Raw genomic sequence first — 25,807 nt, forward strand, 5'->3', positions numbered from 1 at the left:
TGTCCTTCACCTACCGGGCATCTATATAAATGCCTGTATATTCTTCAATACGCGGAATGCGGACAAACAACCGGATTTGCCCATCGCCAGCAGGTTCAGTACGAACCAGTTCAATTCCGGCATCTCCTTGGAGGATTCTGAATTCAGCTACCTGCTGAACAGGCAGCACAACCTCAACCTCGATATCTGTAACTGGAATCGTCTGTAGAACCGGACGGCGTGGAGCTGCTGTCGTATTGACGATATGAAGCACATATTCTCCCTCTGTGGTACCGCTATGATTAAGACTAAAATGAACACTGAGCGGCGCATTCGAGCGGATCAAATGTTGCTCACCCAGCATATAATCCACAGCGTTTTTTAGAAGCTCGCTAAAATCATTATGTCCATGGAGCCACACATTACGATCCACACCGTAAGGGAAGAATATCGATTCTCCTTCACCAAATGGGTTTAATATCAGGGTCGGATAATCCGTCTCATAGCTTCTGAGCCACGAGCGCTCCGGTGGCTGCGGGAAAATCTGCGGCACATACGTTAGCAAAGCTTGTGCTGTATCCGTATTCGTTCTAACCAGATACTGATCACTCCAGCTCGCAAGCAGTTGAGTATCCTCAAAGCCTTTAGTCAAAGCGTGAGCTTCTTTTACATACTGATAGCCATATTGGGAGTTGTCCTTGACACTGCCTGTAAACGAGCAGCCAAATACATCACTTAATGCAAAATCAGGACGGTTTTTACCCTCTGGCGTACTGAACGAGGTCAGGTTGGTCGCAATCAGCTTGCCGCCACCGCGTACATAGCTGCGGATGATTTCGACTTCCTCATCAGACAGGCATGCAGCATTTGCCAAGATAAGCACTTTGGCCGCTTGGAGTGTCTCCAGACTGAGCTTATCATCCGTCAGCAGCCGATATTGAATATGCTGATCATTTAATACTTGCTCCAGACCCATTAAATGTGTCAAATAGGCATCCTTGCTCCGATTCGGGTTACCGAATGCTGCATTCGTTGCGCGTGAATATAAGACATTGACTTCAGCAACAGTTGTTTGCTCGTTCAGCAAGTCCTCATTACGTTCCATATAATCGTAAATATCGGCGCTCAGTAACGCATTTCTGCGGTCATAGGTTGCGCCCGGATGCTGTCCGTTAAATACGCAGTTCCAGAATGAACCCCCTGCACTGATAGCCTCCCACATCCATAACCTTGTTTCCTGCTTGGCGGAGGAAATATAACGCAAATCATTATTCGTGCCCAGATGGCCAAACAGCATAACCGGAACCTTATCTGGCGACAAGCTTTTCAAAAATTTAATCAGCGTCGAAGGACCGTTCATAGGCTCATGGTTGGCTGTAAACAAAGGGGTGACCAGGAAATCAAAGTGGTCCTTGATCGTATACAGATCATGTCCATCCGACTTAAAGCGATCATGATATAAACCGAATATTTCAGCCGCATAGGCTTTTTCTTCGCCATATTTCTTAACAACTGCACGGCAATCACGAAGATGCTCCATCACGCAGGCTGCTTTCCAATCGCGGTACTCATCGTAATGGTTATCCGTGAATTGACCGCCACGAGGCAATTCATGACCGGTTTCCTTACGGAATCGGTCCGAGCAGCTCTTGCAATAACAGATCCCACCTTGACTGTAGGAATTTTCCCAAATCCCATCAATATCATATTTTTCAAACAGCACATCGATGAACCGATACGCATGCTCATTTCGGTAGGTGCTCTGGTAGCAAGGCTGAAAAATTGCGGAGTGAAGCGGATTATCGCGTGTCTTCGGCTCACCGATTTCATTGACAGCGAACCAATCGGGACGCAGCTCATAGATTTTCTTGTCCACACCACGGAAATCGACACGAACCACGACTTTAATTCCTTTGGCATGAGCCGCTTCTACCAGATCCTTGAGCAAATCCTCCTTGGTCATAAAGGGATTCGGATTCGCCGTAACGAGATTATGTCTGAAAAAGTCGACGATTCCGCCGCCATTAATAATGATGCAGTTCGCACGTATTTGTTCCATATAATTAACGACGGAGCCAGCGTCATAATCAACTACATCCGGCTCACGCAGTACTGTTTGCAATATCCGCAGCTGCTTTTGATACCATTGTTTATTTTCAGTCATGCTGTTGTTCCTCCAATATTTCATTTATTTTAGAAGTGCCGTGAATAAGTTCCGCTGCGCGACCGAAGTATTCTTCCAATTGCTGTTGTTTCCGGATTTTATGATTGTATAAGACATTTAGCAGTAAAAATCCGAAAACAAAGGCACCGCTCCGCTATCTCCAGAACACCACGGTCGCTCCGCTCTATATTCACCGAACTTCTATAGCGACATACTTTTTACACACGCACTCTTAGACATACCGTTCATGGAGTGCTTCCAGACTGATACGGCCAGCTTTATCTTCACAAATAGCGATATTTTTCTGGACAATAGATTTGTCACGCATCCCCATCAGAGCTACATCGACATATGGATTTGATAATACGAATTGAATCAATGCGGGTGTGTAATCGAACGTGTTTTTCGGATTCACGGTTTGAATCCAGCGTTGAAATGTGCCAGAGGTCGGTGTTCTCATCGTCACGATGCCCATCTCTGCCTTATCCGCTTCCAATAGACTGCCAAAAGGACGGCTCGGCTCGTAGCCATGCTGAAAAATAAAGTTATAGCAAATCTGCATCATATCGAACATGCCGCTGCGAATGAAACGGTACACGGAATCATTGTTATCCTCACTGCTGAAGCCGATATGCTCAACCAGACCCTCTTGCTTCAGTTGCAGCATCTCCTCGGCCATCCCCCCATCCATCAGGATGTTGTCAGCCTGCTCAGCAGTATAGGAATCTCCATGGATTTGCAGCAGCTGAATTCGATCCCTGCGAAGTCTTTTCAAGCTGAGTTCGACGGATTCGCGCAGTTTGCCACGGGTTTTATAATTGGCCTTGGTGGCAATAAACAGCGGATGCGAACCGCTTTCGGTGACGCCTTGGAGCGCTGATCCCAGAATCTCTTCGCTTTCACCATTGCCGTATCCCGGCGCTGTGTCAAAATAATTGATCCCGCCCTGCAGGGCAGCTTCTATGGATTCGAACACATGTTTACGGTCATCTCCGTCAGTCGGGTCAAAGGTGTGCAAATAATTTTTAAGTCCGGCAGCCGCACCTCCATAACCAATTCTGCTCACGGTCGCCCCTGTTTTACCTAAAGTTGTATATTCCATTGCTTCCAACTCCTCCTACTCTCTGTTTAGAACCACTGCTAGGATGATGCTTGTCGGGTCCATTGTTTAAATATATATTCAGACATGCTACTACCTGATGCAAACTCAGGTGAATGCAAGTATCCTTCCAATATGGCAACGCAAACCTCAACCGGAAGATCGATCCCTTTGGGAAAATACGGGATTGTACGGTTACGCTCAAACTGCTGTTCTACCCATTCCGGTATAACCAGCTTCTGTACTGATGAATCCTGATTTTCCAACGATTCCATTATAAAGCCCTTGGTGCTAATGGGAGCCGCACCTGTAAAGAACTGCTCGATAGCATTCGTGCTGACAATCCGTTTCCACTCTTCCTCATTGCAATTAAGAAACCCTCTGAACATATCCATCGCTGCGTTCGCATTTTCATTGCGCCAATAGAGTACCGGATATTCGCTTCCCCACATCAAATGGTTGGGACCACACTGTTCATACACATATTCCATCCAAGCTTTATAAGCCGTATGGGGATGAACCGAAGCCGCCATACCGGCATTACGAACAAAAATGCCATAAAATCGTTCGTGCTGCATCAGCTTCTGGATACTGCCACCCGATTTATCGGGATCTTCAGGTGAGAAATCGGGGTACATAAAATGCGGAGCAGCCAGCTTGGCCTTAGGATATTGGCTCAACCAAGTCAAATACAGCTCGGCCATCCTTTGATTCAGGCAGGCTCCGATTCCATACGCCCAGCGACCGCTCTTCCCAATCAGCTCCAGTATTTCCGGGTATTCCACAGCCTCACGTGTTTCAAGACGAATGCCCATCGCTCCAATGTCCAGCTGCAGCTTCACCGCCTCAATCCGCTCGTCTTTCGTTTCTCCAAAAGGAATGCCGACCGCTCGAATACGATCCGGGTACCGGATTGCCGCTTCACTGATGATAGAGAAATCAGGGACTCGTGGTCCCAACACCGCTACTGCTTGCTCAATCTGATGATTATCCATATAACTGATAAGCTGGTCCAGAGAACCAAAGCGTGGCTGCCCAAAGTGAGCATAGGCATCTGTAATCTTCGACTGCATTGTGAAACCACACCCCCATTTTAAGAAAAAGTCACAGTCAACCTTTAACTGCGCCTAAGGTCATCCCGCTAATTAAACGGTCCTTGATGACCAGATAAAATACGATCATCGGAACGATCGCAAATATAATAGCCGCCGACATCATCCCGTAGTTAATTCCATTTTCATCCTTCGTAAAGGCCAGCGTGACAGACAAGGTACGGTACGCTTTGTTCGTCAGCATAATCAAGGCTAACAAATAATCATTCCAGATCGCCACGAAGGTCAAAATTAACACGGTAACAATCCCATTTTGGCTTAAGGGCACCGCAATTCTGGAGAACAGCGTCCAGGTGGTAGCTCCATCGATAATCGCGGATTCGTCCAGCTCGTGGGGAATCGCCCGCATAAACATGACCATCAGAAACATCGCAATCGGCAACTCGCCCACCACATACATTAGAACAATCGAATATTTGTACCCAAGAAGATGCAAATCATTAAACAACGTATACACCATGGGCAGAATCGTAATACCAGGTACAAAGATCGCCGCCGAGAAAAACATATAGATATATCCACTGGCCTTAAAGCGAAACCTCGAAATTGCAAACGAAGCCGGAAGCACAACTGCCAAGAGCAGTAATAAGCTGACCAATGTGATGCTGACCGAATTATAGAACGCTTTGGGAATGTTGGATGCCGTAATCACACTCATATAATTGCTGAAATCGAACCTTTCCGGAATAAAACGAATACTGGTCAAGATCTGATCCGTATCACGAAACGAATTGCTTAATATCCAGATCAGAGGTACTAAAGTAAACAGGGAGTGTACAATCAGCACTGCGTACTTGATCCACGTGGCTAACCTGCTAGTTATAGAGCGGCTTGCCTGCATACTTTTCACCTTGGCAGCTGTTATTTCCATTTCCACACCACCTCCTCACATGTGAACCTAATGACTTAATCCTTAAAGGTCGTTAATTTGCGGAACACCAAGGTGACAATTAATGAAAACAGGAAGATTGTAAAAGCGATCGCGGTTCCATAACCATATTTCAATCCGACGAAAATCGTATCGTACATGTAGGTGGCCGGTACCTGTGTAGAGGTGCCTGGCCCTCCCTTGGTCATGATAAAAACATAGTCGAAGTTTTTGATCGCTCCGGTTATCGCAAGAATCATACAAATCTGCAAAATCGGCCATACCAACGGAACCGTGATCCTTGAAAAAAGTACCCATGCGTTCGCGCCGTCAATGGTGGCTGATTCGTAGATTTCTTCGGATATATTTTGCATGCCCGCTAACAAAATAATGAAGAAATAACCAATCGTATGCCAAATCGGTGCGGCAATGACCGCATAAAAGGCAGTATGCTTATCCCCCAGCCATATTCGTGCCCAGCTTTCCAGTCCGATCGCACGCAGCATGGTGTTCAATAATCCCGCATCCAGGTCATAAATCAGCGTGAACATCAGCGCAATCGCAGCAGTAGAAATGACCACTGGCATGAAGAAAGCCGCCGAGAAAAATTTCGAGCCCCTGATCGGGCGGCGCAGCATACTGGCAAGTACAAGTCCCGAGCCAACCTTCAAGAGTATAGCCAAACCTGCCCACAGCAGCACCCTGCCGATCCCGGTCAGGAACAGCTCATCCTTCGTCAGCTTGACATAATTTTGTAGACCGACGAAGGTGGTTTTGCCAAACCCGTTCCATTCAAAAAAGCTGTAATAAAACGTTCTGGAGAATGGGATGATGAAGAAAATAAAGTACAAAATGAGCGCTGGCAGCATGTAATAAATAATCGTGTTACGAAACCTGAGCTGTCCCATTGAGCGGTGTCCCTCCTGACTTGCGGCTTCCATTCAAGCTAACAGGCCGTACTTATTTCTTGAAAATTTTATCCATCTCCTGAACAAATTGCTCCGGTGTCCCTTCGCCTCCCAGATAAGCGCTGATCAACGGTTCGAATTTGGCTCTTTGATCCGGACTCATGTAGGAAGGAAGCCATTTGTTACCTGGTGCTGATTGTGCGTTTTTAAGTCCGTCTGTCGCCAAACGCCCATATTTGGCAGGGTCGATATTCATACTCAGCTGAGGAACGGTTTGTTGACCGACTTCCGCATAAATTTTGGCTTGTTCACGAGAAGCAAAGCGCTTCAGCAGCTCTTCCAGGTATGGACGTTTGTCTTTATCGTTCCAGGCTTTGGAGCCCATATAGAACAGCTGGGTTAAATCCTTTTCAAAATTTTGCGTTTTTTGCGCGCCGCCCGGAATCAATGGGAATTTCAAAGCAACGAGCTTTTCCTGAATTTCCGGTTTTATGCTATTAATTGCTGAAGAATTGTCGATAAACAACGCAGCTTTACCTGTGTTCAAATATTTGGATACAGCTACATCATTCGCAATCGCAATTGCGTCCTCCGGGAGATTGCCGATCAGCAGCTCTTTGACCATTTGTGCGGCCTTCAATGTTTCCGGTGTGTTAAACGGCTCTTTACCCAGAATCATATCGCGGACCTTGTCATTGCCCAAGTAATTACTGAATACATAGTCAAACGCTCGCACGCCCTGACTGTCGCCCTTAACACTGATGCCAAAAGGCAATACACCCTTGGCTTTCAGTGATTTCACAGCAGATAACCACTCATCCCACGTTGCAGGAATCGGGACACCGGCTTTATCAAACACTTCCTTGTTGGCATAAACAGCCGTGTAGAACATCGTACCTGGAATACCATAGGTTTTACCGTCTAGCGAAGCGGTTTTCCAGGCACTTTCGTCGAACAGATCTTTGAAGAACGGATCGGATTTCACCCATTCGCTCAGGTCGGCAACCTTGCCCGCTCTGGCCACCTCATCGAGTCCAAAGCCCGGGTCCAGGCGCCAATAGTTGAAAAAATCGGGGACACGGTCACTGACAGCATCCAGTTTGATTTTCGTAATATGATCATTACCGGGAGATTCTTCTACCTCTATCGTGACATTCGGATAATCCTTCTTGAATTGGTCAAGAGTATCTTTGACGATTTTCGTCATCGGGCTTGTGCCCACCCAGTTCGTTGCAAAGCGCAGGGTCACTTTTTTGTTCTTATCGGGACCTGTCGAAGAGGGAGCTCCTTCCTTGGGCTTCATTTCGTTGCCAGCCCCGGCTGCAGGCTCAGAAGTTGAGCAGCCGGCAGCCATAACAAGAACCATCAGGAGTGAAGTCAGTAAAGCCAACGTTCTTTTCAAAATAAAAACCTCCCGTATAGTTATGATCATTAAATTACCTTATTTCTTCTTCACGCTTTGGTACCATTCGTTCACTTCTCCCGTAATGGTATTTCCGCCGGAGGATTCCCAGGTTTTTACGAAGTTATCGAATTCATCCAATGGAACCTCACCGTAAATAATTTTGGCGAACGTATCCTTTTCTTGCTGCTTCAAATTATCCCATCTCGATTTCATCGTTTTGGTTGGAGGCGCCGTATATTTCTCACGATAAGATATATCCTTCAATGCAAGGTTGATGGTCGCTGCCTGAAGTCTTGGTGCATCAGCAATCAAGCTGGATCTGACCTCGAATTGATTGGTTGGTCCATTGCCTTTGGCCAGATTGGCATAAGCCTCCATTTGTGTAGAAGGGATCCGCGCGCCTTCAAACGCAATGGTATATTTCTGCGGAATCACACGACCACCTGGAATCTTGGTTGTATCTGCGGTTGGCTTGCCGTCTACAATTGCGTAATCATAGCCTTCGGCAAACTGGTATTTGAATTCACTATCCTTGCCGGGGAAAGCAAAGTTCTCGAATAGGTAGTTTTGGTAAACGAAAAAGGCCTCCGGATTTTTCGCATTTTTGTTAATGAGCACAGATCCGCTAAAGTTCAAGTTACCTTTACGGCCCTGCTTGCCATCAGGTCCTTTGGGAAGTGTATAGGCTTTGAATTTGGCTCCTGGCACGTTCTTCATAAGATCAGCTAATGGAAATAAGGTCATCCAGTGAGGTCCGGCAATAATTCCGGCGCGACCGGATGTGAACAGTGCTGCTGCCTTGGTTTCGTCCATTAGAGCCGCTTCTTTATGGATGTAGCCTTTATCCACCCAATCTCTCAGCTTCCCGAGCGCAGGCTTGACACCTGGTTGTACCGAGCCGTAAGCCAAGGTGCCATCCGGCTTTTCATTCCAAATCTCAGCCATCGTTCCATAGGCTCCAAACAGCCAGCCAGCAGTTGCTTGTGTACTTACGAGTGAATCACGGAAAGCAGCTGCCATACCATAGGTGTCTTTTTTGCCATTGCCATCCGGGTCCTGGTTCACGAACGCATCCATCACTTTTTCCATCTCATCAATAGTGGTTGGTGCTTTAATATTGAGTTTTTCCAGCCAATCCTCGCGAATGTAAAAGACCGTGTCATCATTCATGGAGTATTCAGGAATGGGAATCCCGTAGGCTCCATCCTTACGCATAAACGGATACCACATCGAAGGATCTTCGTTAACTGCTTTCTTGTACAGCGGTGAAGCGTACTGCTCCCACATCTTGCCGACTTCCATAAATTTACCCGAATCAATCAGGTCATTGGCAAGCGCCGTGTTGCCAGCAATGGCTACCACATCCGGCATATCTTCATTCGCGGAAAGCGCTAAGCGCAACCTCGTTTCAAACGCCTTATTAGCCGCAGGTGCTGTCCAGTTATATTTAAGATTAATGCCAAGACGCTCTTTCGCCCATTTGGTATGAACATTGTTCTCCATCGTTTCGCCATTTTTAAAAGTTGTGCTCGCACTAATTTGATTAATTGTGGTCAACGTGATCGGTGGGTCATATCTGCCATCCTTGAACGGTGCCGTATATTTGATGCCTGTCGTAGGTGCTGTTGTATCAGTAGATGGAACCTTGGGCGCTGCGACTGGCTCTTTGGTGCAAGCGGTTACGGTTAACAGTGCAGACGTTAGCAGCAACGGTACAAAAGCTTTCTTGATGAACATTTGTGTCATGTGAATCCCCCATTCATTTGTTTTCAAACCGAGTATATCCGAAGATATATGATATAGATATATCAAATTATCTATATCATTGTCAGGCAATAATTTATACTTCTATTGAAAATATCTTACTTCTACCTATTCCTTAACGGACCCCATCACAATGCCTTTAACAAAATATTTTTGCAAAAAAGGATAGACGAGCAGAATCGGTACCACGCCAATAAACATTTGGGAAGCTCTGACAGTCTGCTCGCTCATCTGCTCCAGATCATCCGCACTCACGTTCATACTCGTTAAATCACGCTGTACAATAATCGTCTGCAAAAAGGTGGCCAGCGGGTAATTCTGGGCCTTGGTGATATAAATAAGACCGTCAAACCATGAATTCCATTGACCGACCATCGTAAATAACGATACCGTAGCGATCGCAGGCAAGGCAAGAGGTAAATAGATGTTAAACACGGTTCGGAAATGACCGGCTCCATCCATATATGCAGCCTCCTCCAAAGCCTTGGGGACGCTGGAGCGAAAGAAATTAAGCAGCAAAATCATATTAAATACATTCACAGCATGGGGTAGAATCAACGCCCACAGTGTGTTAATCATTCCGAGCTTTTGAATCAAAATGTAAGTCGGCACCAGGCCGGCATGCATCAGCATCGTAAAAACAAAAACCCACATGTAAAAGGTTCTGCCTTTAAAATCGCGATTATCCTTGGATAATGCATACGCCGTCAATGTAATGAGCAGCATGGACAGCACGGTTCCCGCTACAGTACGGGTGACGCCGTTGATTAATGCTCTCAAAAAATTTTCATTGGCCAAGGTTTTCGTATACGCGTCAACAGTAAATCCCATCGGCCATATACCGACCAGGTTGGCACTGGCCGCAGCTGGTGCACTAAAGGACACCGCCAAAATGTGGATAAGCGGCAGCAGACAAATCACTGCAAGCAGCCCCATAAATACATAGTTGAAGACTGAAAATATTTTGTAAGGCATGGATAGGTGATTCAATGGGGGTCCCTCCTAAAAGTTTTCGAAGAAAACTGACTTCGTGAGCATCTGCTGAGCTTCCGTAGGAAGCTTGCATCGTAATCATAATCTGAGCTTTCTAGAAAATCCGGTAATTGGCGAATACGTACGCCATTCTGTAAGCAATCATGATCAGAATGAAGCTGACTACCGACTTGAACATACCTACAGCCGTAGCGAAGCTGTAATCACCACTCAAAAGTCCGACCCTGTATACATAGGTATCGATGATGTCGCCTTTTCCATAAACGAGCGGATTGTACAGATTGAAGATCTGGTCAAATCCCGCATTCAGAATGCTGCCCAATGAGAGCGTACCGACCACAATCGCAATCGGAATCAGCCCGGGAATGGTGATATAAAGCACCTGCTTGAATCGATTACAGCCATCAATGACTGCTGCCTCATACAAGCTGGGGTCAATACCAGCAAGTGCAGCCAGGAATATGATCGTAGCAAATCCAAAATCCTTCCACACATCACTGACCACAATCGTAAACCGGAACCAATCTCCATTACCCAGGAAAAAAATCGGTTCAATACCGAATACGGCACCCAGAATCCGATTGACCATACCACCGTCCGTCGAGAGCATATCGATCAGAATGCCTCCGAGAATGACCCATGACAAAAAATGGGGCAAATATACCATGGTCTGAATCGTCCGTTTGTAGCCGATAGCACGAATTTCATTCAGCAGCAGTGCGAAGACGAACGGCACTATTAATTGAAACAACACCTTCAAGCTGGCAATAATTAACGTATTCAGAATAACCTGACGAGATTGAGGAAATTCCCACATCTTGGCGAACTGATCCAAACCCACGAAGGGTGAATCCGTGAAGCCAAGCCATGGCTTATATTGCTGGAAGGCCATAATTAACCCTGGTAGCGGGCCATATTGGAAAAGCAGCACGACCAGAAATGCTGGCAGCACCATCAGATGCAAAGGCCAATTTCGTGCAAAATTCCATTTAATCCTTGCTTTCTTGTCCGTTTTTTTAATTGCCGCTTCTCGCGTGATTTGCTGCGCGTTTTCCATATCCAGCGCTCTCCTCTGTCTCTGGTGTGATAACATCCATTATTGATCTCTGAACTGCTGCGGCGTCATGTGAAACCGCTCCTTGAATACCCGTATGAAATAAGACGTATGATGGTAGCCAAGATGCTCGGCGATTTCATATACCTTTTTGCTGCTATTGCGCAAGAAGTGGACAGCTCGCTCCATTTTTAACCGATGTACGTAATCATTGAAGCCTTCTCCTGTTTCATTCTTATACAGCCACGATACATATTTGGGATGCAAATTCACTTTGTCCGAGAGAAGCTGCAGCGATACATCCTCATGCAGGTTTTGCTGCACAATTTGTTGAATATGGTGGATGGTCTCATTACGATGGGGAACATTGGACGGCCCCACCTCTCCATACTCTGCTTTTAGTTTGAATAATATCCCGATTGCCCATGCCTCCAGTTCCTTTATTGATATGGACTCGGGACTCGCATTCATCTGGACCGTTTTACTGCCCATTATCAGCTCCGGCTGTTTGCCTTGACGATGTGCCACATGGCTGTAGGTCATACAAAGCATATAATACATCTCCAGACTATGCTCACCCGTAACCTCTGCTGCCGCATTCCACTTGGCAAATAACTCTCGCAGCTTGCGCTCTGCTTCAGTCCAGTCGTTGGTTTCCAGCAGTTGAATCATCAGGAGTGAATCCGCGAGACTGGATTCAAACCAATCGGATTCTATTTCCCGCCTGCCAGAACCTGCATCAGCACTTATCGTGGAGACAATTGCTCTCGCTCCAGATATCAAAGTATTCTCCTCCTTAGAGTTTTGCGTAGCAAAACTGGCTTCGTAAGCATTAGCTTGCTTCCTTTAGGAAGCTGACTTCGTAAGCATTTCGTAAACTGTTTGTTCCCCTACGTCAATCATAGATGGTTTTAGGAAACACGCATATATTCTCCTCTTAGGAAACGTGTACTAATTTTAAGCATTTGAAGATCTGCTTCGCCTACGTCTATATTCCCGAAAGGGATCGTGATAAACTGAAAGCAATCCACTCAAAGGGAGTGAAAGCGCTCCATGCCTTTCAAAATGAGCTTTTTCAAAAAAATTATGGTATTGATGTTTGTCCTGTTACTACCGGTTATTTTCCTGTACAGCTATTCTTATCAAACCAGCGTACAGGTCATTCAGAACGAGATCGAGGATTCCAGCATTCGTCAGCTCAACTTTTTTCTGAGCCAGGTGGAAAATACAGCTGCGCAGCTGGCTCTGCACTCGATCACATTAAGCAATGAAAGCGGTGAATACGGAGTTCGTGAAATTAGTCAGCTGGATCAGATCAGCAGTTATGTCGCACGTATCAAAACGAGAAAAACAATTGAAGAAAAACTTCTCCTGTTCAGCAGCTCCAGCAGCTGGCGCAACAATATCTCGGTCTATTCGCCGATTTCCAATATTGCGTTATCGACCTATCCGGTCATCGAATATAAGCTGCCTGAGCTTCAGGAACAGCTGATTACCAAATGGATATTCGAACCCAAGGATAACCGGAGTACAGAGGATCGCTTTTCCTGGTACACGACCGATCCGCCAAGTGCCCGAAACGACCTGTCTACTGCCAATTTGGTCGTGGAGACCAGCTTTTCCACTGATAACTTACGCAATATGCTTGACGATTTTATGACCAATCGTAAGGGAAACCCTTTCTTCTATAGAAATGGATTCGAACCTATTATGAACCGTAAAGGAAATCCCGAGCATATCACCGAACTAATCCGTTATTTCCAGGATCATCAGCCCGGCAGCTCAGGAAGCCACGATCAGGTTATGATATCCGGCAAGCCTTATATGGTCAGCTCGGTTCCGTCAAATGCTTTAGGGTGGACCCTGATCGATTTTGTTCCTTTGGATGAAGTATTATCACCGATGTATAAAAGCCGCAATTTGTTCTTTTCCGTTATCATCGTGCTGATCATTCTGGGCACTGCGATATCTTTTGTGCTCTACCGAAATGTGCAGATGCCGATTCGTGAGTTAATCAATAACGTCCAAAAGCTGAAGCGAGGCGATTATTCAGCCCGACTGTCCAATCAGCCGAGAAACGAGTTTCATTTTTTATTCAGTCGGTTTAACGAGATGGCTGCCGAAATTCAGGAGCTCATCGAAAAGGTTTATGCCGAGAAGCTGCGCTCACGAGAGGCGACACTCAAGCAGCTGCAATCGCAAATAAATCCGCATTTTTTTTATAACTGTCTGTTCTTCATTGTCAGTATGTCGAGATTAGGGGAGAACCAGGCCGTCGAAGCTATGGCTACCAATCTTGGCGATTATTATCGCTATACAACACGTGTGGAAAGGCAAAACTCTACTTTAAAAGAAGAGCTCGGACTCGTGAACAACTACCTGACCATCCAGCAGCTTCGACAGCAAATTAATTATGATATTCAGATTCCACCAGAAATGCTCGACCTGCCGATCCCCCGACTCCTGCTGCAGCCCTTGGTCGAAAATGCGATTATCCATGGACTGGAGCCGCTCGTGGGGGAGGGGCGAATTACGATCTATATGGAAATGAGCGTGAGCAGCATTAATATCGTCGTTGAGGATAACGGAGTCGGTATGACTGATATCCAGCTTAAGGAGCTGCGCCGTACCTGCTCACAGCCGCTAACAGAAGAAATGGGTTGTGGCGTATGGAATGTGCACCAAAGACTAATCTATATGTACGGTGATGAATCCGGTCTATTGCTCGATCATTCAGAGCTTGGCGGTGTGAAGGCTGTACTTTCAATGAGAAGGGATGTAGCTGTCCATGTTTGAACTGTTAATTGTTGATGATGAAAAGTTTGTTGTTGATAATCTGGCTTCAACTTATCCATGGGAGGATCTGGGTATTACAGCCATACATACGGCCCACTCGGCCCATGAGGCCTTGCAGATCATACAATTTGAAAATATTCATATTGTGATTACCGATATCCGCATGCCGGGTATTTCCGGACTGGAACTGATTGACCAGATCCATAAGCTCTCCAGTAAAACCAAGTGTATATTGCTTTCCGGGCATTCCGATTTCAGCTATGCCCAGCATGCCGTCTCTTCTCGTGCTGTCGCTTATCTCTTAAAGCCCGTTAAGGAGGAAGAATTAATCCAGACCGTACAGACTGCCATCGATCAGATTGAGACCGAATGGAAGGAGGTCACCTCTCATCAGCGTACGTTGTATACCTTAAGCGAGCATCTGCCGCAGCTGCGGAGTGCGCTACTGAACGATCTGCTGCAGGGCAAATACATACCGCCTCTGATGTTGAACAAAAAGCTCACCATGTTCAATCTGCCTGATCAACGCGACCAGCTTTTTGCCATGATGTTCGTGCGAATGGAGCAAGGGTTCAGTAATTATGATGATTACAGCCGCTCCTTGCTGGAGTTTGGCATCGTCAATATTAGCGAAGAAATTTTTGCTGAGAAATTTCAGCTATGGCAGTGCAAAGACATCTACGATTATTTGGTGTTTGTTATTACACCCAAGGACTCTGGCTTCCTGTCAGGCAGCGAAATGAATGAACAAAAAGCTCGTAAAATTCTCGAAAAGCTGTCATTGCAGCTGCAGGACAGTGTGACTCAGTTTCTAAAGGGCAGTGTATCGGTACTCATCAGTGATTGGGGCAGCTATCCCGATCAAATTTATCCATTTTACCAAAACTCCATATCCATTATTCGTCGACATCCGGAAAATTTGCATGGTTTTTTTATTAGCTCCAAGCATGTAGTGCCACCTGCTGAATTTCAACCTCTGCGTAATTTGTATGAACCACCGATGCTGATTCATCTGCTAGAGGCAGGCCGCTTCAGTGCAGTCGAAGACAAGTTCATGTCCATTATTGATGAGCTCCGCACGAAAAAGGGCTACACCTACGAATATATGCAGGAAACCGCACTAATGCTCGGCTCCGCTGTACTGCAAACCTTGCACAAGCAAGGCCTTTTGCTGGAACAATTCGCTGACATCGGTATTCTGAAAGCGACCGACCATGAAACGCTCGCCTCCATAGACAGTTTGGAAAAATGGGGAACCACGATGATCGATTCCCTGCGGGAGCATGCCGTCAAAGAGACCAAAGGCAGCCACCATACGATTATTCAAAAGGTGCAGGAATTCGTTCATGCCCATCTTGATCAAGATGTGTCCCTGCAATCGTTGGCCGATCATGTGTACCTTCACCCTGCCTATTTATCGAAAATCTTCAAGCTGGAAACTGGCGAAGGCATGAGTGACTACATCTATAGATTAAGAATGGAAAAAGCCTCTCATTTACTAAGCGAAACCAATGAGAAAATTCATGAAATTTCCCGAAAATCCGGCTATGTAAACCCCTCTCACTTTTCACGTGTATTCAAAAAATATTTCAACATGACTCCCGACGAATACCGCAGCAGGGAAACCTGATGCGGTGCATCGTCTCTGGGTACGAAGTACACGCACACAGCGATACATTGGTGTTGTTGAAAAGGCCGGAAAATAACACACCTCCACAGGTATCTTATTTTCCAGCCTATCTGCTGTTATCCAGCTTCCTCGATAGCAGAGTCACTCAGGATGACCTTGCACGGCCATAATCCTTGTTCACTCAGCTTTCGTGGGTAGCCGCCGTTATTTCACCTGCTCAGCCAGCAGTACTTCCATATCCTCCAGCAGACGCATCGTTTGTACGGCATCTTCGTAGTTCGGCTCTGGCTTGCGGCCGTTCATCAGACAATCGATAAAATAAACCAACTCATCCTCATAGCCATGATAGGAATGCTTCGGATACAAACCATGGCTCGTATTCCAGCTTAGCGTATCGCCACCTTCAAGCAGCGCGTAAGGCTTGAATTGATCCTTCTTTTGGCTGGGAGGACGGTTATAAACGAGGTTCTTCACATTATCGACCACGACATTTTGACGGTCGCCAATCAGCTCCAGTCGCTCCATCGGATACAGCTCATCCAACAGCGAACCGGACTGAATCGTACCGATTCCACCCGACTCCGACCGGAACGAAATCGTATAGCCAACTCTTTTGTCATCAATAAACACACGCTGCACCTGAGTCAGCTTAATCTCACCCATCATGAAGCGAGCCAAATCCAAATGATGAATCACGTGGTTCAGCTTAAAGTATGCCTCCGATTTATACGGGGTCGTGTTGAATTGCGATTGATACATATGAATACCACCAAATTCCGGGCGTGACGCAATTTCCTTGGCCATCACATACGAAGTCATAAATCTACGGTTAAAACCAACCATCGCAGTCTTACCCGATTGTTTCTGCAGCTCGATCAGTTCCTCAGCCTGCTGGCTGGTGGAGCTTGGCGTTTTCTCTACAAAAATATCGATTCCAGCGAGCAAAGCCGCCTTTGCCACCTCGTAATGCATCTGCTCATTAATGACGCATACGATCGCATCCAACGATTCCTTGGCAATCATCTCGTTATAATCCATATACGTCTGCGGAATGTTGTAGTAGTTCGAGAACCGATTGAGCTTGGCTTCGTCAATATCACAAACAGCAACTACCTGAACCTGCTGTGTCCATCTGAGACATGTGTAAATAAATTCAAACATATGTTTTCCACAGCCTACAATACCCACGCGCAATTTCTTTTCCATGTCATTTCCTCCCGATTCGTTTGTTTCTTCTATATTATAGTAGGAACACATCAGTGAAGCTTCAACATAAAGCACGAATAATTCATAAAATCCGTTGTAGACTCTTAAGTCAACCTTTCACTGCCCCCAAAGACATCCCCTTGACGAGCTGGTTTTTTACGATCGAATAAAAAATAATCATCGGAATGACCGCTATCATCACGGAGGCCGCCATTAACCCGTATTTCACACTGTTCTCATCCTTGGTGAACGATAATGCAACGGACAGCGTACGGTTAGCCCGATCCGGGAGCATAATCAAAGCCGTTAAATATTCATTCCAGTACGCAACAAATGCTAAAATCGTGATCGTGACGATTCCATTGCGGCTGAGTGGCAGAATCACTCTCGTAAATAACTGCCAAATATTGCAGCCGTCGATTACAGACGCTTCATCAAGCTCCTGCGGGATGGCCCGCATAAACATCACCATCAAAAAAATAGAAACCGGCAGTTCATAAATTACATAGGCAAACACAATCGAATACTTGAATCCAAATATGTGTAGATCGTTAAAAAGCTTGAATGTCATCGGCAGAATGGTCACCGTAGGAACCATCACAGCAGCGGAAAAAATTAAATAGACTGCTGAGGCGCCTTTAAATCGAAACCTGGAAATCGCAAACGACAGCGTAAGCACACAAAACAGCAGCAGCACAATGGAAAGTGTCGTAATGCTGACAGAATTCCAAAAGGCGCGGGGAATGTTGCCACCCAGAAGCACCTGCTCATAGTTGGTCCATTTAAAGGACTCCGGAATCAATCGGATACTCGTAAATATTTGGTCGTTATCGCGAAACGAAATACTTAATATCCACAGCAGCGGAAATAATGTCATTAAAGAGTAAGCGATCAATCCGCCATACTTGACGGCTGTCGACAGCTTGCCGACCATGCGACCACCTTGCATCCTGTTCATTCTCTGGTCCCCCCATCGGTTGTCATTACTGTTCCTTTGAAGTCGTCAGCTTGCGAAATAGCAAAGTCACGACCAGACTGAATACAAAAATCAGGATGGCTATCGCTGTTCCATATCCATATTTCATTCCAACAAATACAGTTTCATACATATAGGTTGCCGGGACCTGTGTGGATTCGCCCGGACCGCCCTTGGTCATAATAAAGACGTAATCGAAGCTTTTGAAGGCTCCCGTTATCGATAAAATCATGCATATTTGCAAAATAGGCCAAATTAACGGAATCGTAATCCGTGTAAACTGCGTCCATGCTCCTGCCCCATCCAGTGTGGCTGCCTCGTATACCTCTTCAGGTATATTTTGCATACCCGCCAACAGAATAATGAAAAAATAACCGATCGTATGCCAGAGAGGAGCAGCAATCACCGCATAGAAAGCCGTATTTTCATCAGCCAGCCAGCTTCTCGACCAATCTCCAAGACCAATCGTTTGCAGAAACAAGTTCAGCAGCCCGATATCCTTGTCATACATTAATGAAAACATCAGTCCGATCGCTGCCGTAGAGATCACCACAGGTAAAAAGAATACAGTCGTAAACCAGTTTGAGCCGCGAATCGGCTTTCTCAGTACGCTCGCCAGAACCAACGCCAGTCCGTCCTTAATCACAATTGCCAGCAATGCCCAGATTAGCACTCTCCAGAAGCCATTCAAAAAAAGCGGATCATGCATAAGATCGATATAATTTTTAAAACCAAGAAATGTCTTCTTCCCGATGCCGCTCCATTCAAAAAAACTGAAATAAAAGGTTTGTGCAAATGGAACTACAAAGAACAAGCCATATATCAACAGACTGGGTAGCATAAACAAAATAACCGTCTTACGAAATGCAAGCAACCCCATATTGGATTTGCCTCCTACCTTTACAGGATTAATGAGGCCAACCTGCTCTCGGCGCGAGAGCGGATTGGCCCCGTAGTCTGAATAGCATGAACACATCAAGCTTGATTATTTGCTATAAAATATCGCGTTCAAATCCTCAGCCAGCTTCTCCGGTGTAATCTGTCCGCCGTAGAATGCCCCCATCTTCGATTCGAATTTGGTACGCTGATCCGGTTTCATCACGGCATTCAGCCATTTGTTCGCAGGCAGCTTGGCTGCCAGCTTCTGCGCATCGAATGCCAATCGGCCAATTTTCACCGGATCAACTTCGACACCCTTCATCGGAATGTTTTGTCCAGCTTTCTCTGCGTATGATTTCCCGGCTTCTCGGGACGTTAATCTGCGTAACAGCTCCTGGATGTAGGGACGCTTATCGGTATCTGCCCACGATTTGGCACTGACATAATACAGATTGGTCAGATCCTTTTCAATGGTTTTTGTTTTTTGGGCTCCATCCGGTATAAGCGGAAAATCGATGGCTACCATTTTCGCCTGAATTTCAGGCTTGATTAACGGGGTTGAGAACGAACCACTCTCAAACAAAGCCGATTTTTCGGTATTGATGTATTTGGAAATGACCGCATCCGTATTCAGCGCTACCGCATCTTCCGGTATGTTGCCGACAACCAGTTCCTTCAGCAGCGTTAATGCTTTAACCACCTCGGGTACGTTCATCGATTCCTGCCCTGAGTGCATCTTCAACGCTCTCTCGTTCGTCAACATCCCATTCATCACATAATTGTACAAACGATTGGCCAGGCTATCAGCCTGTGTATTAATACCCCAAGGCACATAGCCCTTGGCCTTCAGCGCCTTGGTGGCCGCCAACAGCTCCTCAAAGGTTTGTGGAACAGCGATTCCCGCTTTATCCAGTATTTCTTTATTGACGAACATTTGCATGAAATACATGACGATAGGTACACCATACGTTTTTCCTTCGAGTGTGGCTGTTTTCCAGAAATCATCATCAAACAGATCCTTAAAAGCGGGGTCCGACTTGACCCAATCGCTTAAGTCCGCCAGCTGTCCAGCCTTCGCAATACCATCCAATCCAAAAACCGGATCCATCCGCCAGTAGTTGAACACATCAGGAATCCTGTCGCTGACCGCATCCATTTTGATCTTGGTTTGAAGGTCGTTACCTGCCGATTCTTCCATAGCAATCGTCACGTTCGGGAAATCTCTCTTGAATTGATCCAAAATCTGCTGCTGCATGGGTCCCATCGGCTGATTGGCCACATAGTTGGTTGCAAAGCGCAATGTTACTTTGGGACCGTCCTTTTGGGGCTCGGATGCTGCCTGGGTGTTTTTTGTCGGTACGGATGCTTTGGACGGCTCGACTCCCTCGTTACCGGAACAAGCGGCCAAAAGCGCGAATACCATGGTGAGCATAAGTACGACTGATACTATCTTTTTCAAGAAAACCCCTCCTGTATATGGATAATTGCTCATATTTCTTAAGCACATTTATATTGTATAATCAAAGCCAGTCGAACTACATGCAATAATCTTCACTCTACTTGTAGATTTATTAGTGCTTTTTGAGATGGAAGGAGTACCCGTAATGCTAAAGGTTCTAATTGCAGACGACGAATATCTCGTCAGGGAAATGCTTAAAAACGCCATAGACTGGCAGGATCAAGGCTTTGAAATCGTCGGTGAAGCGGACAATGGGAAACAAGTGTTATCCCAGCTTCCACATACGGTACCTGATTTGGTTATTATCGATATCAATATGCCCATTGTGAACGGGATTGAGGTTGCCAAAGAAATTTATACCCATTACCCGCTCATGCACATGATTATAGTATCCGGCTATAGTGACTTCGAATATGCCAGACAGGCGATTACTTATAAAGTAACGGATTATTTACTCAAGCCGATTGACGATCATGCCCTGCTAACTGCTGTGCAGCGTGTGAAGCATGAGCTAGACAGCCGTGCATTAACAATTCAGAAGCTGCAGCATTGGGACGCATCGGAAAGTGCGCTGCAGAGCGTGCGATTTGCCCATTTTATCAAATTATGGGTAGAAAATTCCTTGTCTAACGAGCAGGTCGCCGCCAATCTCCAGGATTTCCAAGTGACGTTGCCATCTGATTATATCCAATGTGCAATAGTGGAGCTAGGACCATCCGTAACCGAGCTTTCTCCACCGGATTCCGGTTACAGCGATGCCGCTGATAATGTTGTCAGCCAGGTGCTCGAATTAGGCACCAGCTGCTTGAGAAATGCGGGCCTTCCCTGGCATGTGTTACATAGAGTGGATTTCAGAACTGTGACTCTGGTCATAGGCTCCACGTATGGGTTCGAGCATTTCCTGCCGGCTGCTCTTGCTGAATGGATGGAAATGATACATGCCAAATACTCCTTATCCTTAACAATAGGAATAAGCGAAACCAACAGTGGATACGATAGTCTGCGACAGCTTTACATGTCCTCCCGACAGCAGCTGGCCCGTAAGTTCTATCTTGGGCATGGCAGCATGATTCGACCCACAAGTATTCGGTCGCAGGAAGCCAGACAATCGTATCTTGCTTTTCCAAGAGAAAAACTATCATTTCTTATCCGCTCAGGCCAAACTGCTAATTTGCGTGCGATCCTGAAGGATTATTATGTGGCATTGGCCAACGAACAAACCTACACCCGGGAAGCCGCATTTTTGTTTTCCAGTGAGCTGCTCAATCTCGAAGCCCATCGATTAGTGCAAAAGCAAGTAACATCCGACGTGATCCATCAAGTGGAAACACTTGCAGAGCTTGCTGAAACCACGATTCGTATTCTTACAGAGCTGTCGGTTTCCTATTACCAGGAACAGCTTACGAAGAAGGATGAGCTTGTACAGCAGTCCAAGTATTTGATTATGGAAGCACTGGATGACCCGGATTTGAGTGTCGAGCTGCTATCACAAAAGCTGTTCGTCTCGGCCTCTTATTTGAGCCACCGCTTCAAGAAGCTTCAAGGTGTTGGACTAAGTGAATATATCAACACACTACGTATGCACAAGGCTGTCGAGCTTCTCAGTGAGCAGGATTACAAGCTCCATGTATTAGCAGAAAAAGTCGGATATCGTGATCCCGTTTATTTCAGTAAATGCTTCAAAAAAATGTTTCAAATCTCTTTCTCCGAGTACAAGAGGGCCAGATGAAGCTTTCCTTGGGTTCAATACGCGCACGTATGAATGCCATACTGGTACTGATTATTTTGCTTTCCTTTGTCACACTTGGCATTGGGATGTATAACAGGGTGTCAGGCCTGCTGCTCAAGGAAACCAAGCAATCCATCAACTATACGACCGAGGTCCTCGACAGAGATATCCACCAAATGCAGGAGGATATCGATCGGCTGGCCAAAGGCATGTACACCAACAATGAGCTGGGTATGCTGGTCCATACCTTTCCCGACTTCTCGCATCCGCAATACGTCAATAATCAAATCAGCAGCTATTTATATATGAAAAACATGCTTTCTACACGTCCCTATGTAGATTCCGTTTATGTATATCGTGGCAACCAAGCCGTGCTTCAGTTCGGTGCTCAAGTGAAAAAGCCGGAGGAGCGGATATCCAGCCTCGCAGCCTACCCGACGATTGATCAGCTTCCTTCGTTAACCCAATACTGGCTGCCGGTGCGTGCACCGGACGACCCTCCGGAGAAACCGCATTTTATATCCGTATTTATGAATTATTATGACAATTCGTCCTTGCTTAAATCGGGTCTGCTGCAAATCAATATGGAGCTGACCCCTGTATTTCGTATCTTGACGAACAATGTAACGGGCGACCGCAAGTTCTATGTCATCACCCGGGATGGCCAATTGTTATTTGGTACCGATTCGAACAACATGGACAGGATTATGGGACAACTCCGGACCGTTCCGAACCATAGTAGGGAAGATCTGGAGATGGAGCTGGACAGTAAGTCTTATCTGGTTACCCAATATCCGTCCCAATATGGAGATTGGGTGATCATCAATGCTGTACCGACAGCGGAAATTAACTACAGCAGCCGCAGTGTGCTGGAGTTTATGGTGATCTTCATGATTATAGCCGGGACGCTCATCCTTTCTTTGTCCATATTTATTTCTTCACGAATGCTAAAGCCGGTAACGACATTGACACGACTCCTGCAATCGATTAATTTTGATAAAAAAATTGAATGGACCTTCCGTAATGATATGACTCCCTTAATGGGAGCTTCACATGAGATCGGACTCTTTAGCCGTACGTTCGGTAAAATGATGGACCGGCTCGAAGCGTATACCGTGGAAATCGAGCAAGCCTCGGCCAGACAGCGCAATCTGGAGCTGGAGCTGCTTCTGTCCCAGATCAAGCCACATTTTTTGTATAATACACTGGAATCATTTTGCGGGCTGGCGAAGCTGAAACGTACGGATGACATTTACAAGCTGGCCAAATCACTGGGACTTTTTTATCGGATTTCATTAAGCAAAGGGGCCGCCATCATCACCGTCCGTGAGGAGTTAGAGCATGTTAACAGCTATTTACTCATTGAAAAAATGAAATATAACGATAGATTCGATTATCATATTGAGATGGAGCCATCGCTCCACTCGGTCCATATGCTCAAGCTGCTGCTGCAGCCCATTGTGGAAAATGCGATCGCCCATGGCATCCGTCACGTGGAGCATAAAGGCTTCATCCTTATTTACGTACACAAAAACGAGGAATTCATGGAATTCCTCGTCAAGGATAACGGATACGGTATTTCTCCAAGCATGATGCAGCAATTAAACAATCAGACTTTCGTCTCTACTGGCAGCGGAGGCTTTGGCATTAGCAATACCAAGGAACGGCTGCAATTATTTTACGGTGACAGCTGCAGTCTACTATACACCTCGCCCGCACAAGGCGGGACAGAGGTTACGCTGCGCATTCCTCTTGTTCGTGAAACCTATTCTTCCTGAAGCTAGCCGAGCAGTCTGTCAAGATCATCAAGCAGCCGCATCGTACGAACTGTATCAGCAAAGTTAGGCTCCGGCTTCTTACCGTTCATGAGGCAGTCGATGAAATACACCATTTGATCCTCATAACCATAATACGAAAACCGCGGATACAGGCCCAGACTGGAATTCCAAACAAGTGCGTCTCCACCGTCCACCAGGTCATAGGGCTTATAATGATCCCGGCGATATCCCTGGGGACGGTTATAAACCAAATTACGAATATTATCCACGACAATATTTTGTTTGTTGCCCAGAAGCTCCAGCCGCTCCATCGGATACATTTCATCGAGAATGGAAGCAGATTGGATCGAACCGATTGCGCCCCCTTCTGTACGGAACGAAATCGTATACCCCACCTGGGTATGCCCAATCGTTTCATCCAAGCTGATTCGTTGCGCATGCGTCAATACAATCTCTCCCAATATAAAACGGGCCAGATCAAAATGATGGATAATGTGACTCAGCTTGAATTCCGCATCGGATTTATAGGGTGATGCATTAAATTGTGACTGGAACATATGAATCCCGCCAAACTCCGGACGGTGAGCAATTTGCTTCGCCATCACATACGAGGAGGTAAATCTGCGGTTGAAGCCTACCATCGTGGTACGTCCCGTCTGCTCCTGTATGTGCAGGAGCTCTTCGGCCTGAGCTGTATTCAGGCAAGGTGTTTTCTCGACCAGTACATCAATGCCCGACAGCATAGCAGCCTTCGCCACCTCATAATGCATCTGTGGATTAATGACGCAAATGATGGCATCCAACGGCTCCTTTTCGAACATTTTACGAAAATCCGTATAGCGCTTGGGGATATTATAATGACCTGTGAACTTGTCCAATCGTCCCTCATCGATGTCACATGCCGCTACAACCGATACCGGCTTTGCCCATCTTAACGTATTGTACATAAATTCGAACATGTGCCGGCCACAGCCGACAATTCCTATTTTGAGCTTAGTATCCATATCTGAATCGACTCCTTTTCCTAATAACAGTGTATAATCAAAAAGGGGTCGAAGCATCAATATAACCTATGGAAAATTCATAAAATCCGCTGTGGCACCTACACTTGACCTGTACTGCCTTGGTGTCATCTTCACAAGCTGCTGGAACGAACGATAAAAAGAAGCGTGATTCGGGAATCCGCTTTGCAGAAATACATCGGTAACCGGAATATCGCTGCCAATCAGCAGCCGCTGTGCTTCCTTCACGCGCATTTTAATTAAATACTCCTTGAAACCGTCTCCAATAATCTCTTTGAATAAATGATAGGTGCGGGACGGGCTTAGCGAAATATGTGCGGCTACATCCTCCAGATGAATCGTTTCGGTATAATGCTCCTTAATAAATTGCAGCGCCGGGAATATCCTGTTAAATGAAGTTAAGGTCACATTCCATTCCTGCTCGCTCAGCAGTGACCGATAATAGCGGGCAAGCAGAGCACATGTCTGCTGCAGCGCCCCAACCACATAGCTTTTATAGCCGATTTGCTTCTGCTCCAATTCCTCCCCCATACCCAGCATCAACCGACCGATCTCCTGCGCTATCGGCAGATGGCCTATAATCTGGTTGCGAATGACAAAAGACTTGGAGTTAAAGGGCAGCAGCAGCTCAGGTTCACTTGTTTCCAATATGGAGGGTCGGAAATATATAAAAAGAAACCGGCACATTTTGTCCGGATCGCAGTTGGCGATATGAGGCTGCGTCTGATTTACTACAAATACATCACCAGGACGCACGGGGTAAGTTTCATCGTTAATATGGAACCAGCCTTCCCCCTCGATGCAATATCCAAGCTCCACAAACGGATGCCAGTGCTTGGTGACCGTGTTGGCTCGGATCGTTCTTCTGGCCATATCGATGGGAAACGCGTGGTCCAAATCCATTTTTTCCTTACGCATGCGGGTCCTCCTGTAAGCCTATAAAGGTTCAAAGCGTTATTGATTCCATCATAGTTGGGGAGGACCTT

General features: G+C 46.1%; 20 protein-coding genes. 4 read left to right on the top strand and 16 right to left on the bottom strand.

The window, feature by feature from the left end; genetic code table 11:
• Window positions 1-10: 10 nt before the first annotated feature.
• From BK127_RS02200 to BK127_RS02245, 10 genes are all read right to left on the bottom strand, one after another.
• Entirely contained in the window at window positions 11-2,143 is a 2,133-nt protein-coding gene (locus BK127_RS02200) for an alpha-amylase family protein (RefSeq protein ID WP_076228106.1), read from the bottom strand.
• Window positions 2,144-2,375: 232 nt separating this feature from the next.
• Window positions 2,376-3,245, bottom strand: coding sequence for an aldo/keto reductase (locus BK127_RS02205; protein WP_076228108.1), 870 nt, complete (start codon window positions 3,243-3,245; stop codon window positions 2,376-2,378).
• 38 nt (window positions 3,246-3,283) lie between these two features.
• Window positions 3,284-4,315, bottom strand: coding sequence for an amidohydrolase family protein (locus BK127_RS02210; protein WP_076228111.1), 1,032 nt, complete (start codon window positions 4,313-4,315; stop codon window positions 3,284-3,286).
• Window positions 4,316-4,352: 37 nt separating this feature from the next.
• The gene (locus tag BK127_RS02215; RefSeq protein WP_076228113.1) at window positions 4,353-5,225 is read right to left on the bottom strand and encodes a carbohydrate ABC transporter permease; all 873 of its coding nucleotides are present in this window, start codon (window positions 5,223-5,225) and stop codon (window positions 4,353-4,355) included.
• A 35-nt stretch (window positions 5,226-5,260) separates the two neighbouring features.
• The gene (locus BK127_RS02220) at window positions 5,261-6,130 is read right to left on the bottom strand and encodes a carbohydrate ABC transporter permease (protein ID WP_076228117.1); all 870 of its coding nucleotides are present in this window, start codon (window positions 6,128-6,130) and stop codon (window positions 5,261-5,263) included.
• 52 nt (window positions 6,131-6,182) lie between these two features.
• Window positions 6,183-7,532 (bottom strand): ABC transporter substrate-binding protein, encoded by a 1,350-nt coding sequence (locus BK127_RS02225; RefSeq protein ID WP_076228119.1) that lies wholly within the window; start codon window positions 7,530-7,532, stop codon window positions 6,183-6,185.
• Window positions 7,533-7,571: 39 nt separating this feature from the next.
• The gene (locus BK127_RS02230) at window positions 7,572-9,281 is read right to left on the bottom strand and encodes an extracellular solute-binding protein (RefSeq protein WP_076228121.1); all 1,710 of its coding nucleotides are present in this window, start codon (window positions 9,279-9,281) and stop codon (window positions 7,572-7,574) included.
• A 126-nt stretch (window positions 9,282-9,407) separates the two neighbouring features.
• Window positions 9,408-10,274 (bottom strand): carbohydrate ABC transporter permease, encoded by an 867-nt coding sequence (locus BK127_RS02235; protein WP_144026348.1) that lies wholly within the window; start codon window positions 10,272-10,274, stop codon window positions 9,408-9,410.
• 112 nt (window positions 10,275-10,386) lie between these two features.
• Window positions 10,387-11,349: an ABC transporter permease gene (locus BK127_RS02240; protein ID WP_076228125.1), complete on the bottom strand. Its 963-nt coding sequence runs from the start codon at window positions 11,347-11,349 to the stop codon at window positions 10,387-10,389.
• A 39-nt stretch (window positions 11,350-11,388) separates the two neighbouring features.
• Window positions 11,389-12,129, bottom strand: a complete 741-nt coding sequence (locus BK127_RS02245) for a helix-turn-helix transcriptional regulator (RefSeq protein ID WP_076228127.1) — start codon at window positions 12,127-12,129, stop codon at window positions 11,389-11,391.
• 270 nt (window positions 12,130-12,399) lie between these two features.
• On the opposite strand from BK127_RS02245, the gene BK127_RS02250 reads away from it, so the two are divergent.
• Together BK127_RS02250 and BK127_RS02255 are read left to right on the top strand one after the other, a co-directional pair.
• Complete coding sequence (locus BK127_RS02250; protein ID WP_076228130.1) at window positions 12,400-14,142, top strand: sensor histidine kinase; 1,743 nt, start codon at window positions 12,400-12,402, stop codon at window positions 14,140-14,142.
• On the top strand, window positions 14,135-15,772 hold the full coding sequence (locus BK127_RS02255) for a response regulator (RefSeq protein WP_076228132.1): 1,638 nt from the start codon (window positions 14,135-14,137) through the stop codon (window positions 15,770-15,772). Before BK127_RS02250 ends, BK127_RS02255 begins: the two co-directional genes overlap by 8 nt.
• Window positions 15,773-15,976: 204 nt before the next feature.
• On the opposite strand, the gene BK127_RS02260 is transcribed toward BK127_RS02255, so the two are convergent.
• The 4 genes from BK127_RS02260 to BK127_RS02275 all read right to left on the bottom strand — a co-directional run bounded on the left by BK127_RS02260 (window position 15,977) and on the right by BK127_RS02275 (window position 20,292).
• On the bottom strand, window positions 15,977-16,978 hold the full coding sequence (locus BK127_RS02260; protein WP_076228135.1) for a Gfo/Idh/MocA family protein: 1,002 nt from the start codon (window positions 16,976-16,978) through the stop codon (window positions 15,977-15,979).
• A gap of 109 nt (window positions 16,979-17,087) precedes the next feature.
• Entirely contained in the window at window positions 17,088-17,936 is an 849-nt protein-coding gene (locus tag BK127_RS02265) for a carbohydrate ABC transporter permease (protein WP_076228137.1), read from the bottom strand.
• 25 nt (window positions 17,937-17,961) lie between these two features.
• The gene (locus tag BK127_RS02270) at window positions 17,962-18,834 is read right to left on the bottom strand and encodes a carbohydrate ABC transporter permease (protein WP_076228139.1); all 873 of its coding nucleotides are present in this window, start codon (window positions 18,832-18,834) and stop codon (window positions 17,962-17,964) included.
• A gap of 105 nt (window positions 18,835-18,939) precedes the next feature.
• Window positions 18,940-20,292: an ABC transporter substrate-binding protein gene (locus BK127_RS02275; protein ID WP_076228142.1), complete on the bottom strand. Its 1,353-nt coding sequence runs from the start codon at window positions 20,290-20,292 to the stop codon at window positions 18,940-18,942.
• Between the two features lie 145 nt (window positions 20,293-20,437).
• Between BK127_RS02275 and BK127_RS02280 the strand changes: the two genes are divergently transcribed.
• Both BK127_RS02280 and BK127_RS02285 read left to right on the top strand, forming a co-directional pair.
• Window positions 20,438-22,021 carry a response regulator gene (locus BK127_RS02280; protein ID WP_076228145.1) on the top strand — a complete coding sequence of 528 codons (1,584 nt, stop codon included), beginning with the start codon at window positions 20,438-20,440 and terminating at the stop codon, window positions 22,019-22,021.
• Window positions 22,018-23,799 (top strand): cache domain-containing sensor histidine kinase, encoded by a 1,782-nt coding sequence (locus BK127_RS02285; RefSeq protein WP_076228147.1) that lies wholly within the window; start codon window positions 22,018-22,020, stop codon window positions 23,797-23,799. The genes BK127_RS02280 and BK127_RS02285 overlap by 4 nt, the downstream gene beginning before the upstream one ends.
• Window positions 23,800-23,801: 2 nt before the next feature.
• Here BK127_RS02285 and BK127_RS02290 read toward each other — a convergent pair whose 3' ends face one another.
• Both BK127_RS02290 and BK127_RS02295 read right to left on the bottom strand, forming a co-directional pair.
• On the bottom strand, window positions 23,802-24,803 hold the full coding sequence (locus tag BK127_RS02290) for a Gfo/Idh/MocA family protein (protein ID WP_076228150.1): 1,002 nt from the start codon (window positions 24,801-24,803) through the stop codon (window positions 23,802-23,804).
• A gap of 66 nt (window positions 24,804-24,869) precedes the next feature.
• The gene (locus BK127_RS02295; protein WP_083688995.1) at window positions 24,870-25,739 is read right to left on the bottom strand and encodes an AraC family transcriptional regulator; all 870 of its coding nucleotides are present in this window, start codon (window positions 25,737-25,739) and stop codon (window positions 24,870-24,872) included.
• Window positions 25,740-25,807: the final 68 nt, after the last annotated feature.

Source organism: Paenibacillus sp. FSL H7-0331, from assembly GCF_001956045.1.